The following is a 13,063-nucleotide window of genomic DNA, read 5'->3' as shown; positions in this document are numbered from 1 at the left end:
CTTCGGTGAGGCGGACTGTCAGTGCTTCAGTTGCCGCCGCCGGGCGCGAGGTTGCCGCCACCGCCAACCTGGGCCACCTTCGCAGGAGCCTCCACCTGATGCTCGGGTGTCACTGGGCGCGATCGCGCCGCCGCACCCGCCGCCGTCCGTGGAAATGAAGTAGTCCGGCCGACGCCCGGATCGGCGAGCTTGGCGAACGCCTTGCGGTCCTGGGGCACGGCCATGACCAGGTAGGCGAGAGCCCCCGCCGCGGTGAGCGCCGGTGTGGCGCCCAGCATGATCCTGCGTCTGTGCCTGCGCTGCCGAGCAGCCTGCCTCGGTGTCGTCATGGCCCGTCCGTTTCGGAAGATCGAGCCGATGGTGCATTCACCAGTGACCGCGGGAAGCGAAAAGGTCGCCGACGACCGCAGGCTTCGGATCCGGCCGCCGGTTCGTGCATCCGGCTCGTCCATGCAGGACCATTCAGCCGGTACGCGCGAAATCACCCCATACCGCGGCCTTTCCGGCCGGGGTGACGGCCTCGGCGCGGTAACCGTCGTCCTTGGCGTCGCGTCCGCCGGTGGCGTGGTTGTACTGACCGGCGAAGACGTGCTGGCCGGCCGGAACCGTCTTCCCGGGCTTGAGGGTCCACCGGTAGACGAGGAAGCGGCCCTCCTCGCGGACGGAGACGTCGAAGTCTGCGGCGGGGCGCGTCAGCCAGCTGCCGGTGGTCTTGACCCCGCCTCCCAGGGCGATCCTCAGTTCGACCGTGAGCGCCGAGAGCGGGCTGCGCGTCTTGAGGGTGACATTGCTCTGCGCCCAGTAGGCGTTGCTGTGGGGGTCGACGGAGCCGTCGGCCCACAGCGGACCGTCCGAGGTGCGGGCGCCGTCTGCGGGTGGTGTCGGGCGCGGGCCGCTCGACGCGGAGCCGGAGGCGGACGGGCCGCCGGTGGTGGGCCCTGCGGGGGTCCGGCTGGACTCGGGCGCGGCAGGGGCGGACGGCGCCGCGGCGGAAGGCGTCCCGGCCGGGGAGGGCGGCGCGGGGGTGGGGGTGCCGGCGTCGGTGGCGATCGTGGTCTGCGGCGGGTCGGGGGCGCGGACGACGGCGACCACCGCGAAGCCGCCCACTGCCAGGGCGCCGGTGGTGGCCAGGGTCGCGAGGACGACCTTCGGCCAGGACAGGGCCCCGCCCCGCTCGCGGTGGGGTGGGCGGCCGAGCGGCTGCGGACGGGCCGTGCCGCGCTCCACCCGGGCGAGCATGCTGGCCCGGTCGGGCCGGTGGGCTTCGGCGCTCTCGCGCAGCAGGTGTCGAAGTTCGTCCGTCATCGGTTCCTGCTCCCCACCAGTTCGCCTGCGGCCCCGGCACCGAGCAGCCGCTGTAGTTCCGCCGTCCCCTTGGAGGTCTGGCTCTTCACGGTACCCACTGATATGCCGAGCACGTGCGCGGTGTCCTTTTCCGAGAGGTCGAACGCGTAGCGCAGGACGACGCAAGCGCGCTTGCGGAACGGCAGCCGGTCCAGTGCGGCGCGTACGTCCATGACGGCGGCCACGTCCGGCCCGTCGGTGCGGTCCGGGCGGTGCGACCAGAACAGCAGTACGCGCCGTCTCTCGCGCACCGTGCTCCGGATCCGGCTCCGGGCGAGGTTGGCCACGACCCCGCGGGCGTAGGCGGCCGGGGAGTCGGCGCCCCGGACCCGGTCCCAGCGGTGCCAGAGCGCGACCATCGCGTCGGCGGCGAGGTCGTCGGCGGCGTCCGCCTCGCCGGTCAGCATGTAGGCGAGGCGGGAGAGTTCGGCGTGATGGCGTTCGAAGAAGTCGTGGAAGTCATCGGACGCCTCATCGGTGGTCATGGCCTCGGTGCGGCCTCTCGGTGCGATGTGGGGCGTTCCCGGGCGGGTGCGGGAGTGAAGCAGCCCGTTCGGTGGTCGTTCGGCGGTCTGGGCCTGCCGGGGGCGGTTCTGCGTGGTCGTGCCCATCAGCGCGTCGCGTTCCAGCCGTCGGTGCCGGCCAGGTAGGAGCGGACGGTACGGGTGGTCGCCGCCCCGGCCGCTCGCGGCGAGTTGCGGTTCGGTCCCCCACCGGTGCCGGAGCCGGGGCCGGTTTGAGCCTTGGCGTACTCGGCGAACAGGGCGAGCCTACGACGACCGGCGGTGCGGCGGTGGGGGGAAGCGGGGGACATGCGTGGTCGCTCCTAGGGGTTGAGTGCACTGTTCCCCCCTCAGTTGCCGCCGCGTACGAAAAGGTTGCCGCTGAACCTGGAAGTTCTCACCAGCGGCTCATCCCCATCTCGGCGGGCTCAGGCACCCGGCCCGGTGCATCGCTGCCGTCATGCGCGGTGAGACAGTCAGGATGCGTTCAGGTCGCCGATGGCACAGTCGGGCCGCATGACCAACGAAACGTCTGAGAGCCCTACGGCTCCAGGGGCAGGCGCCCATCCAGGAGACCAGCTGCGAGTCGGCGGGAGCGTTCGGACACCTGCCAGGCAGATGCTGAACAAGGTTCCCGAGGTGACGGTCTGGTTCTGGATCATCAAGGTCCTGTGCACCACCGTCGGCGAGAGTTTCGCCGACTGGATCAACATGAACCTCGGTGTCGGCCTGATCAGCACCGCTTTGATCTTCACCGGAGCTCTGGCAGCCGTCCTGGTCTGGCAACTCAGCGCCGAGCGCTACATCCCGTTCGTGTACTGGCTCACCGTCGTGGTGGTGAGCGTGACCGGCACCCTCTACACCGACATCCTCACCGACAGCCAGGGAGTGCCCCTTGCCCTGAGCAGCAGTGTGTTCGCCGGTGTGCTCGCCGTCGTCTTCGGCGTCTGGTACGTGAGAGAGCGGACCCTGTCGGTCCACAGCATCACGACCCGGCCCCGTGAGCTCTTCTACTGGCTCGCGGTCCTGGTCACTTTTGCCCTCGGTACCGCCACCGGAGACTGGACCCTGGAGCTGACCGGCTGGACCGCGGGCGTTTCCGTACTCCTGCCGCTCGGACTGATCGTCGCGATCTTCGTCGGCTGGCGCCTCGGCGCCAACGCCGTGCTCTCCTTCTGGCTGGCCTACATCCTGACCCGCCCGCTCGGCGCCAACCTCGGCGACTGGCTCGGGTCACCCAGCGGCGACGGAGGCTTGGGCCTCGGCACCGCCCTGACGAGCGTGATCTTCCTGCTCGCCATCCTCGCAACGGTCGTGTACCTCACGCGCAGCCGCAGTGATGTCATCGAGGCTCAGGAGCCGGCCAGTACCGCGCGGGCACTGAACCCGGCACGTGAGCGGGTCATGCTCGCCTACTACGCGGCCGTGGCGGTCGCAGCCACAGCGCTTCTCGTCTGGGCGAACCACCAGCCACACGCCGCTGCGGGCGCAGAAGAGGAGTCGCCCGCGCCGGTGGCCGGCCACATCGCCCCACAGGAGGCGACGTCGCCGTTCCCTCCGGCCGAGATCGCAAAATTCCGCACCATTGCGGCCGACACGCTGGCGAAGGTCAACTCGGGCGATCAGCGAGCCGCGACCAGCCGCGTTGCCGACCTGGAGACCGCGTGGGACGACGACCAGTCCACCCTTGAGCCCAAGAGCGAGAAGGCGTGGAGCTTCCTCGACGGGGAGATCGACCAGGTTCTCAAGGCACTGCGCGCCCCGCACCCCGACAAGGCCACCGAGGTCAACGCACTCAACACGCTCCTCACCTCGCTCGGCTGATCAGCCGACGGGTGACGGACCGCCCCGGCGTACACCCATGTGTCGGGGCAGCCAACCGGCGCGAGGCGCCTGCCGGGACCGCCGGCAGGCACGGGGCCAGGTTTTCCGGTGGCGAGCCGAATGCGTGAGCTGAGGCTTTACCGTCGTCTCACCCTGAGCGGGCCGGGCGCTAACCAGCCGCTGCCTAGCATCAGAGGAGACCTGCGGTTCCGCTTCGTCTCCTGGAAGGCGCCATGATCATGCGACGTACGACCGTTTCGGCTCCCGCGCCCGCCACCGAGGGCTGGGCCACCCTTCCGTTCGACACCCGTGGAGTCATCGGGGCCGCCTGTCGGGTCGACCGGCAGGGCCGCCGAGGGGCACTGCCGTGACCGCCGCCGGCACCCTGCTCGTGCGATGCCAGGATGCCGCCCGCACCTACGGCAACGGACCGACGGCGGTGGCCGCCGTGAACAGCGCGACGTGCCAGGTCCACGCCGGCGACCGGATAGCCATCACGGGCCCTGCGGGCTCCGGAAAGTCCACCCTGCTGCACCTCATGGCAGACGTCGTGCCACCCACGGCCGGAGAGATCACCTGGCCGGGGCTGCCCCGGGTACCCGCACGCGGACGGGTCGGAGTCGTACTCCACGGACCCGCCCTCGTGCCGGCGCTGAACGTGGCGGAGAACGCCGCGCTGCCCCTCGTTTTGGCCGGTGTTCCCAAGGAACAGGCGCACCTCAGGGCCCTGCACTGCCTCGCCGTGGTGGCAGCCGCCGAACTCGCTCACAAAATGCCCGCCGAACTCTCCGGCGGACAGGCCAAGCACGTGGCCATTGCCCGCACGCTGGCCACCTGCCCCCGCCTGATCCTGGCGGACGAACCCACGAGCGACCTGGACCACGCCACCGGCCGACGGGTCATCGACGTGCTCTTCGCAGCTGCGGATGAGGCGGGAGCCGCCCTCGTGGTCACCACGCGTGACCCGGCTGTCGCCGGACGACTGCGCAAGCGGTGGGCGATGCACGAGGGTCGCCTGCACCTCTCGCCTCGTCCCCCGCCCCCGGCCGGGGCGGCGCCGAGCGATCCCCTGCTCAGCCTGCCCGAAGCAGACGGAGCGAGCACCGCCCAGTACGTGGTGCGGAAGCTGCCAGAGGTCACCCTCGCCTTCTGGATCATGAAGATTGCCGCCACCACGCTGGGCGAGACCGCGGGAGACCTGTTCGCGCAGACCCTGCGCCTCGGCTACTTCCTCACCACGATCGCCCTGTTCCTCATGTTCGTGGTGACCCTGCTGGTGCAGCTGCGCTCCAAGCGGTACAACCCGTTCTTCTACTGGCCCGTCATCGTTTCCACGAGCATGGTCGGCACCACCGTGTCGGACTTCATGAACCGTGATGCCAGCTCCAAGTACCTGGGCAAGGGCACCACCGCACTGGGCTGGGGCCCACAGGGCCTGGGGCTCGGCTATCCGGTCGGCGCGGCCATCCTCATCTCACTGCTCATCGCGATCTTCGTCGCCTGGAAGTTCACCGGCCAGACCTTCGTGATCCGAGACATCGTGACCTTCCGCGGCGAGGCGCTGTTCTGGTCGGCGATCCTCGTCTCGAACACCCTGGGCACCTCGATGGGAGACTTCCTCTCCGACAGCTCCGGACTCGGCTACGCGGGCAGTGCCCTGCTCATCACCGGCATTCTGCTCATCCTCGTCGCCCTCATCCGCGTGCCTTTCGTCCCCAACGTCGTGCTCTTCTGGATCGCTTTCGTCCTCACCCGCCCCCTGGGCGCCACCGCGGGCGACTTCCTCACCAAGCCCACCGCCAAGGGAGGCCTCGACCTGGGCACGGCCGGCTCCTCGGCGGTACTCCTGGCGGTCCTCTTCGCGTTCATGGCCTACGGCCACTTCCGGGACCGGGCACGCGGCGGACGGGTGCGCGGCAACATCCCGCGCGCAGTGGAATAGCCGGCCCGTGACGGGCTACTGGGCGTCGCCGTCAAACCCTTCCGCTACATGAGGGTGTACGCCACGCCGGGAGAACAAGGTAACGTCTTCGTCATGTTCTTCCCGACGCCGATTTACGACTGAGAGCGCGATGGGCCCCGCTGACGTCCTTCGATGTCGCCGCGCCCGTCCCTCACCGATGAATCCGTAGATCACTTCACCTCATTACCGGGAGAACCCGTGACCGTGAGCAAGAACATCAACAACCCCGTGGGCCAGGGCGGCGGCCAGCGCAAGAGGCTGTCCCGTACCGAACGGCAGAACCACGGTCCGCACCGCAACCTCGACCGCCAGGGCGCCGCCGACAAGAAGGCGGAGCTGGTGCGCAAGATCCGTGAGAAGGCGGAGGCAGCTGGGGGCGCCGGGCAGGCGGGCGGCGAACCCTCGCAGGGCTGACGCAGCGCCGCCGCTGGGCGGCACCGCACGGGGCAGGGCCCGGACCGCGACGCGCGGTCCGGGCCCTGCTGCCGTACCGGGGCGCTGCTGCCGCAACACCTCGAACGGGAGCCGGCCCACCTCCGCGTCCCACACGAGCAGTTCCCCGGCGAGGACCAGGCCGTGCGGCATTTTCCGCACCGCGGCCGTCATCAGGTCAGGAAACCGCTCATCTCGGCCGGCCCGGACGAGCAGCCCGCCCCACCACGCCACTGGGCGGGGCGGCCCGGGGCCGGATTTCAGCCGGTGGCCGGGGCGGCGGCGTATTCCTCGTCGGTGACGGGCGTCAGCCAGTTCACGACGCCGTGGTCGGCGTCGCCTTCCTTGACGGCCAGGTGGACCATGGGAGGGTGAGGTCGAAGACCTTGACCGGGTCGATGGCGCGGGTCAGGACGCGGTCGATGAGGTCGGGGAGGTAGCGGCGGACGGGGCGGGGCCGCCGCGCAGGCCGACGTGGGAGAAGAAGAGTTCCTGCCCCCTCCGAAGAAGGACTGCGCCTGCTCGCCTCGTGGGCCGCCTCTCCCCGGACCCCGGGCCGCACTCCGGCGACTCGTGGTCCCGAGCAGACGGTTTGAAACCTCTGGGGCGCGTGCCCTCAGTGGGCGAACCCGGTCACCACGCGATGTCCCCCTTCGCCTTCTACGGCTCGTCCGCACGATCACGGCGACCAGGGGGTGGGCGGCGTCGACGACCCGGGAGAGGAGCACGGGCGGTCCCCGATGAGCGCGCGGCAGCCGGTCGCTGCGGGGGGGGTGGCACACCGCCGGTGACGGCTGCCACGTCGAGCAGCCGAAAGCCGGCAACGTCGACCGGGCGACGCCGCCTGCCTACCCTGGCGGCCACAAGCGCCCGCCACGCCCGAGACCGGCTGACCGGCCACCCCTTCTCGCTACACGAGCCAGGGGCGGTTCCAGTAGTCCGCCGTATTCCCGGCAGTCCCCGGCGTCGTCCCCACCTCGGCCCCCGCCACCGCCTGATCGGTCGCAGTGGTTTCGGCGAGCTGCTCGATGCCGGCAAGGGCGGCGAGGATCTTCTCCCAGGTCCCGTCGGTACTCCACAAGCGCAGGCGCTCCGCGCAGCGGTGCCAGGGGCCGTAGCGGGTCGGCAGGTCGTGCCAGCGGCGGTCGCCGCTCTGCTGCCACAGGATGCCGTTGACAATGCTCCGGTAGTCCGGTCCCTGCGGCCCGCACCGCGGGAGCAGGCCGCAGACGGCCGCCCATTGCCGATCGTCGAGATCATGGAATGTGTTCATACCGGTTGAACGATCCGCCACGAGCCCGGGCACGAGACCTTTCCCGGCGCGTCGCTACGACGCCCGTGCACTGGACCGCCGCGCGCCTGGGCGGGCCGAACGTCGGCATTACGCCAGTGTGATGTCGTCGCCGACGGACTGCACGCGGGCGGCGCTGACGACCAACGCGGCGGCAACGGCGTCCTCGACGGCCACCCCGACGGACTTGTACAAGGTGATCTGGTCAGGTGAGGTGCGGCCCGGTTTGCTGCCGGAGACGAGTTCGCCCAGTTCGGCGTGCACGTGCTCGGCGGTGATGACGCCGTGCCGGATGGGCATCAGCAGGTCGTTGCTGCCCGCTGGGAAGGGGGCCAACGCGGCTTGCCGCGATTCGACGCACAGCAGCGCATCGGCGATCGTGGCGTCGTCGACCTCGCGGCCGGCCGGGTTGTAGCCCACCGAGGTGATGTGCACCCCGGGAGTCAACCAGGGGCGACGGACAACCGGTTCGGTGGCATGGGTGGTCGCCGCGGCGATGTGCGCGCCGTCGAGCGCCTCGGCGTAGGTGGGTACCGCCCGCACTTCGGCGTGCAGCGCGGACGAGAGCTCAGCAGCGAGGGCGGCCGCCTTCGCCGGATCCCTGCCTGCAACGCGGACCTCGCGGATCGGGCGGACCAGGCACAACGCGCGGGCGTGGGACCGGGCCTGCACTCCGGTGCCCAGGACCGCCAGGACCGTCGCGTCCTCATGCGCCAGCAGTCGCGCCGACAGCGCCGAACAGGCGCCGGTCCGCGCCGCGGTGATGGCCGTGCCGTCCAGCAGAGCGGCAGGCGCACCGGTGGCTGGATCGAACATGACGATCGCCGCCTGGTGCGTCGGCACCGGCGTCCCGCCATTGCCTGGGAAGAGGGTGACCAGCTTGGTCATGAGTGCTGAGGCCGACGGCACGTAGCCCGGCATGGCCGCCAGGAAGCCCTCTCGTTCGGGCACGAGCGCAGCGATACGCTCGGGTGCCGAGGCGCGGCCCGCGCTGAGATCCGCCATGGCCGAGGCCAAGGCGTCGATCAGCGCGTCCATATCGATGAGGGCCTCGACCTGCGAGCGCCCGAGAACGAGCATCCGGCGGAACCTCCAGAGGGCCGTCGCGCCCGGCGGCGGACGGTCGATGAAAGGTTGTCCCACGGCACTGTTGCCGCGGCCGTGACACGCCGCCCCCGGAACATCTTCATCCGTGCCCGCCGCCGGGTCACGTTCATCGCGAGTACGCCGACAGGGAGTCTGTAGGCATGACCGACCCGACTCAGGACCCGCGCTTCCTTCAAGACCCCTATCCCGCCTATGCCTCCATGCGGTCCAGGTGCCCGGTGCAGCTCGTGCCCACCGGCTCCGGTGGACACGCCGGTTACCTCGTCACCGGCTATGCGGAAGCCAGGGAAGCCCTCGGCGACGCCCGGCTCTCGAAGGACACGGCGGCCTTCTTCGCGGGCAAGGGGTCACGGCGCCGCCTGCACCCTGCGGTGGCGCACACCATGCTCGCCAGCGACCCGCCCCGGCACACGCGGCTGCGCACGCTTGTGACCAAGGCCTTCACGACCGGAGCCGTCGCGAAGCTGCGTCCGTTCATTGCCCGGGTCACCGACGAACTGCTGGATCGGTGGCCCGTCGGCGAGCGGTTCGACTTCGTGGCCGGCCTGGCGGTGCCACTGCCGGTCATCGTGATCTGTGAGCTGCTCGGGGTCCCGGGGGAAGACCGGCCCGACGTCCAGCGCTGGTCCGCAGAGCTGTTCGCCGCGGGTGAGCCCGACGTCATCGACGCGGCCTCGCATTCCCTGGCCGGCTACATGGCCGGCCTCATCGCCGCCAAGCGAGCGGACCCCGGTGGCTCTCTGCTTGACCAGCTCATCGCGGCTCGCGACGGAGACGACCGTCTGAGCGAGGACGAGCTGGTCTCTCTGGCGGTGTTGCTGCTCGTGGCCGGGCACGAGACCACCACCAACTTCCTCGGGAACGCCGCTCTGGCGCTGCTGCGGCACCCTGCCGAGCTCGATCTTCTTCGGAGGGATCCGGACGGTGTCCCAGCCGTGCTGGACGAGTTGCTCCGGTTCGATTCCCCCGTCAGTACGGCCACGTTCCGGTTCACCACCCAGCCGGTCACGCTCGGCGGCAGCGATATCCCGGCCGGTGTCCCGGTCCTGGTGGCTCTTGGAGCCGCCAACCGTGACCCACAGCGGTTCGCGTCACCGGACGTCCTCGACTTGGACCGCGACGCGCGCGCTCACCTCGCTTTCGGCCACGGCATCCATCGCTGCCTCGGCGCTCCCCTGGCCAAGGCCGAGGCGGAGATCGCCCTGCGAGCGGTGCTGACCCGGTTTCCCGGAATCCGGCTTGCCGTGCCGCCCGACCGCCTGGCCTGGCGGAGCACCCGTCTGGTCCGCGGGCTGGTATCGCTTCCCCTCCAGACGTAGCGGCCGGCCTGCATGGCGTGCTGCGCGCTGCCGGGGCGGGGGTCGGCAGGGTGGGTCCGGCGTTCCTCGCAGCCCACGTCCACGGCCGCTGTCAGAGCGGTGCGGATGGTGGTGAGGTCTGCGATCTCCGCGTCGACCTCGGCGAGCTTGGCCGCGGCGCGTTCCTGGAGCCGCGTCTGCCTCCGGACCGCAAGAAGATCGCGCTCTTCGGACAGGTACCGGTTCGTCGCCACCGTCGGACGCTTCCCGCCACCGCATGGTCCCGCGCACCCTGAGCCAGCGCTTGAGGTGGTCCGGCACGGGCCCGGTGGACCGCACGCTGTCGCCCCGACGGAGCGACGGAGCGAGCCGTTCCGCGATGTCAGCGACGGGTACCGGCTGGGGGCCGGTCCGGATCTCGAACCGGCCGCCGACTGCTCAGTGGTCTCGCTGGGCCAGAATCGCCCGCGGGTCGAAAGTCACCCGGATCCGGGTGATCTGCCCGTCCTCCACATGGCTCCAGTTCGCCGTCGGCGTCGGCGGAGCGCCGATGGTGTGCAGGTTGAACCAGGTGATCACGTCCGTGTCGTTGGCCACCCTCGCCTGCACCTCGATCTTCTCCACGATCCGGCCCAGGCCGCGCAGGCCACGGAGGCACTCCTCCCTGCCGGATGCCCGGCCGAGGGTGCCGACGAAGTCGACACCGTCTGCCAGAAGGCCGGACAGGGTGTCGAAGTCGCCCGCCTCCCAGGCAGTGAAGTACTGCTCGGAGATCTGTTCAGGAGTGTTCATGCGTCCATGGTCACGGAAGATCCACCCATCAGTCCAACAGATGATCGAGATGCCAAGTATCATCGCTGATTATGGAACTGCACCAGTTGCGCTACCTCGCGGCGGTGGTGGACGAGGGAACGTTCACGGCCGCGGCAGCACGTCTGCACGTGAGTCAGTCCGGCATCAGCACACAGGTCGGCAAGCTCGAACGAGAGCTGGGACAACAGCTTCTGGAGCGGTCCGGACGCCGCGTCCATCTGACAGCCGCGGGTGAAGCGGTCCTGCCTCTCGCCCGGGAGGCGCTTGAGACGCTCGACAGCATCGAGCACACGGCGTCCGAGTTCGCGCAGGCCACCCGGGGCAGGGTGCGTCTCGGCATGATCAGAGGGTGCGCGATCCCGGGCCTTCTCGATGCCGTGGCCGGGATCGGGAAGACCCACCCGGACGTCGTCCTGAGCCTGCACGAGGACGACTCCCATGCCCTTCGGACCCAGGTGCTCACGCGCTCCCTCGACCTGGCCCTGATCGCGTTCGCCGACCGGGCCGAGCCCGAGCTGGACGTCACCGTGATCATCGATGAACCCATCGCCGCGGTGGTGCCCGAGGGGCACCGGCTGGCGCGTCCGTCGATGCGGCTCACCGAGCTACAGGGCGAGAGGGTGCTGTGCCTGCCGCAGGGCACGGGCATCCGGGACGCTTACGAGCGGTCGTGCCTCCAACTGGGGATCGAACCGCGCGTGGACATCGAAGCCAGTTCACCGCAGACGCTGCTCGGGCTCGCCCGACGAGGCGCCGGAGTCGCCGTCCTGAGCCCGTCCTCGGGCGTGGGTGACGGCATCAGCCCCGTGCCCATCACCGATGCCACGACGCGCGCCTGCCTCGGACTGGCCATCCGGCCGGATCAGCGTTCCCCGGCAGCCCGACTCACGCTGGCACGGCTGCGCGCGGCACTGACCGGCTGACAGCGCCGCGCGGATGCCTGCCCATCGTGGCGGCCCGAGCGGCATGGCACGTGCCGCTGCCCGTGAAAGCTGCGGGCCACGGAACTCAAGCGCGGTACACGGCCGTCGCGATCTCGATGAACGAGCGGAGCAACGGGCTGGTGTCACCGTCGTTCCACACCGCGACCACGCGGCTGGGCGCCATGTCGACCAGCGGAACCACGGCCAGGTTATCGGGCAGGCCGTGTCCGAGGGGGGCCAGGCCGACCGTGCTGTTCCACAGCACGGCTTGCAGGCATTCCTGGACCACGCGTACCACCGGGCCCTCGCGCGGCTCGCCGCCGTTCCAGTACGACTGCCAGGCCGGGTCGGTGCCCTGCGGGAACTGGAACCAACGGCGGTCGGCAAGGTCGGCCAGTTGGAGGTGGTCGCGACGGGCCAGCGGATCGTCGGCGCGCAGCACCGCGCCGACCGGGTCGGCGCGCAGCTCACGCACCGTCAGGGCGGTGCCGTCGAAAGGCGCACGGGTCAGGGCGACATCGACCAGTCCGGCGCGCAGTCCGCAGGTCGGGTCGGTGAGGTCCGCGTCGCGGATACGGATGTCGACGCCGGGGTGCCGTCGCCTGAAGACGGCCGCCAGCCTGATGATGGCGGGGTCGGTGCTGTCGCCCAGGATGCCGAGGGTGAGGGTCGCGGCGCCGGCCGCCGCGGTCACGCGGGCGCGGACGCGGTCGGCCTGGTCGAGCAGGGCCCGCGCTTCGTCGAGCAGCAAGGCCCCCACCGGGGTGAGCGTGACGCCGGCAGGGGAGCGGACGAGCAGCGGGGCACCGATCTCCGTCTCCAACTTCTTGATCGCACGGCTCAGCGGCGGCTGGCTCATGTGCAGCCGGGCCGCGGCCCGGCCGAAGTGGAGTTCCTCGGCGACCGCCACGAAGTAGGAGAGGGTGCGTAGCTCCACGCTGCGACGATACCGGCAAGGTATCCGGGCGGCGGAACAGGTCTTGGACACCCGCAGGGCCCTGGCGCTGCACTGGGAGCATGACCGACGAAGCGAAGACCAGTGAACCGCAGGCCACCCCCGGCGTATCGGTGACCGGCCCCGACGACGGCGAGGTGATCGTCCTGGGCACCACGCGCATGCGCGTCCTCGAAGACGGCAGCCACACCGGGCACCGTCTGGGAATGACGGAGTCCGTGCTCGCCCCCTACACCCCCGGCCCCCCGCAGCACCGCCACGCCCTGCACGACGAGGGCTTCTACATCGTTTCCGGCACGGTGCGGTTCACCGTCGGGAACGAGGACTACGACGCGAGCGCGGGCACGCTCGTGATGGTCCCGCCCGGCACCCCGCACACCTTCACCAACCCGACCGGTCAACCCGCCGTCATGCTCAGCACGTTCACGCCCGCCCTGTACGTCCAGTACTTCCGGGACCTCCAGAGCCTGGCCGCCGACGGCAGGCCGCTCACACCCCGGGCCGGCATCCAGGTCATGAGCCGCTACGCCACCGAGCCCGCCACCGACTTCGCCTGAACCGAGCCGGCCGACCGACCGGCCGGGTTCGGGCGCGAGCGGTCAGCATGAAG

The 13,063-nt window shown here is 70.6% G+C and carries 14 protein-coding genes and 1 pseudogene; 6 read left to right on the top strand and 9 right to left on the bottom strand.

Going from position 1 to position 13,063, the window contains the following annotated elements; genetic code table 11:
- Positions 1–26: 26 nt before the first annotated feature.
- The 4 genes from IE207_RS20535 to IE207_RS20520 all read right to left on the bottom strand — a co-directional run bounded on the left by IE207_RS20535 (position 27) and on the right by IE207_RS20520 (position 2,158).
- On the bottom strand, positions 27–329 hold the full coding sequence (locus tag IE207_RS20535; RefSeq protein ID WP_190185724.1) for a hypothetical protein: 303 nt from the start codon (positions 327–329) through the stop codon (positions 27–29).
- A gap of 133 nt (positions 330–462) precedes the next feature.
- Positions 463–1,305 carry a hypothetical protein gene (locus IE207_RS20530; RefSeq protein ID WP_190185723.1) on the bottom strand — a complete coding sequence of 281 codons (843 nt, stop codon included), beginning with the start codon at positions 1,303–1,305 and terminating at the stop codon, positions 463–465.
- The gene (locus IE207_RS20525) at positions 1,302–1,829 is read right to left on the bottom strand and encodes a SigE family RNA polymerase sigma factor (RefSeq protein WP_190185722.1); all 528 of its coding nucleotides are present in this window, start codon (positions 1,827–1,829) and stop codon (positions 1,302–1,304) included. Before IE207_RS20525 ends, IE207_RS20530 begins: the two co-directional genes overlap by 4 nt.
- A gap of 125 nt (positions 1,830–1,954) precedes the next feature.
- Positions 1,955–2,158, bottom strand: a complete 204-nt coding sequence (locus IE207_RS20520; RefSeq protein ID WP_190185721.1) for a hypothetical protein — start codon at positions 2,156–2,158, stop codon at positions 1,955–1,957.
- Positions 2,159–2,465: 307 nt separating this feature from the next.
- Here IE207_RS20520 and IE207_RS20515 point away from each other — a divergent pair, with 307 nt between their 5' ends.
- The 3 genes from IE207_RS20515 to IE207_RS20505 all read left to right on the top strand — a co-directional run bounded on the left by IE207_RS20515 (position 2,466) and on the right by IE207_RS20505 (position 6,048).
- The gene (locus IE207_RS20515) at positions 2,466–3,671 is read left to right on the top strand and encodes a COG4705 family protein (RefSeq protein WP_229873846.1); all 1,206 of its coding nucleotides are present in this window, start codon (positions 2,466–2,468) and stop codon (positions 3,669–3,671) included.
- A gap of 367 nt (positions 3,672–4,038) precedes the next feature.
- A complete protein-coding gene (locus IE207_RS33990; RefSeq protein WP_190185719.1) occupies positions 4,039–5,613 on the top strand; it encodes an ATP-binding cassette domain-containing protein in 1,575 nt (524 codons plus the stop codon).
- 219 nt (positions 5,614–5,832) lie between these two features.
- On the top strand, positions 5,833–6,048 hold the full coding sequence (locus tag IE207_RS20505; RefSeq protein ID WP_190185718.1) for a DUF6243 family protein: 216 nt from the start codon (positions 5,833–5,835) through the stop codon (positions 6,046–6,048).
- A gap of 382 nt (positions 6,049–6,430) precedes the next feature.
- Here the strand turns inward: IE207_RS20505 and IE207_RS20495 are convergent.
- The 3 genes and pseudogenes from IE207_RS20495 to IE207_RS20485 form a co-directional block, all read right to left on the bottom strand.
- Positions 6,431–6,564, bottom strand: a pseudogene (locus IE207_RS20495) (IMP dehydrogenase); the annotation flags it as partial.
- Positions 6,565–6,976: 412 nt separating this feature from the next.
- Positions 6,977–7,339: a transposase gene (locus IE207_RS20490; RefSeq protein ID WP_190185717.1), complete on the bottom strand. Its 363-nt coding sequence runs from the start codon at positions 7,337–7,339 to the stop codon at positions 6,977–6,979.
- A gap of 108 nt (positions 7,340–7,447) precedes the next feature.
- Positions 7,448–8,437, bottom strand: coding sequence for an ornithine cyclodeaminase family protein (locus tag IE207_RS20485; RefSeq protein ID WP_190185716.1), 990 nt, complete (start codon positions 8,435–8,437; stop codon positions 7,448–7,450).
- A 167-nt stretch (positions 8,438–8,604) separates the two neighbouring features.
- On the opposite strand from IE207_RS20485, the gene IE207_RS20480 reads away from it, so the two are divergent.
- The gene (locus tag IE207_RS20480; RefSeq protein ID WP_190185715.1) at positions 8,605–9,783 is read left to right on the top strand and encodes a cytochrome P450 family protein; all 1,179 of its coding nucleotides are present in this window, start codon (positions 8,605–8,607) and stop codon (positions 9,781–9,783) included.
- 417 nt (positions 9,784–10,200) lie between these two features.
- On the opposite strand, the gene IE207_RS20475 is transcribed toward IE207_RS20480, so the two are convergent.
- Complete coding sequence (locus tag IE207_RS20475; RefSeq protein ID WP_190185714.1) at positions 10,201–10,554, bottom strand: nuclear transport factor 2 family protein; 354 nt, start codon at positions 10,552–10,554, stop codon at positions 10,201–10,203.
- A gap of 71 nt (positions 10,555–10,625) precedes the next feature.
- Here IE207_RS20475 and IE207_RS20470 point away from each other — a divergent pair, with 71 nt between their 5' ends.
- The gene (locus IE207_RS20470) at positions 10,626–11,498 is read left to right on the top strand and encodes a LysR family transcriptional regulator (RefSeq protein ID WP_190185713.1); all 873 of its coding nucleotides are present in this window, start codon (positions 10,626–10,628) and stop codon (positions 11,496–11,498) included.
- A gap of 85 nt (positions 11,499–11,583) precedes the next feature.
- Here the strand turns inward: IE207_RS20470 and IE207_RS20465 are convergent, their stop codons facing one another.
- Positions 11,584–12,435 carry a LysR family transcriptional regulator gene (locus tag IE207_RS20465; protein WP_190185712.1) on the bottom strand — a complete coding sequence of 284 codons (852 nt, stop codon included), beginning with the start codon at positions 12,433–12,435 and terminating at the stop codon, positions 11,584–11,586.
- An 80-nt stretch (positions 12,436–12,515) separates the two neighbouring features.
- On the opposite strand from IE207_RS20465, the gene IE207_RS20460 reads away from it, so the two are divergent.
- A complete protein-coding gene (locus IE207_RS20460; RefSeq protein WP_190185711.1) occupies positions 12,516–13,010 on the top strand; it encodes a cupin domain-containing protein in 495 nt (164 codons plus the stop codon).
- Positions 13,011–13,063 lie beyond the last annotated feature (53 nt).

Source organism: Streptomyces cirratus, assembly GCF_014650775.1.
GTDB classification, from domain to species: domain Bacteria; phylum Actinomycetota; class Actinomycetes; order Streptomycetales; family Streptomycetaceae; genus Streptomyces; species Streptomyces cirratus.
This window is presented reverse-complemented; position numbering and strand designations above follow the sequence as displayed.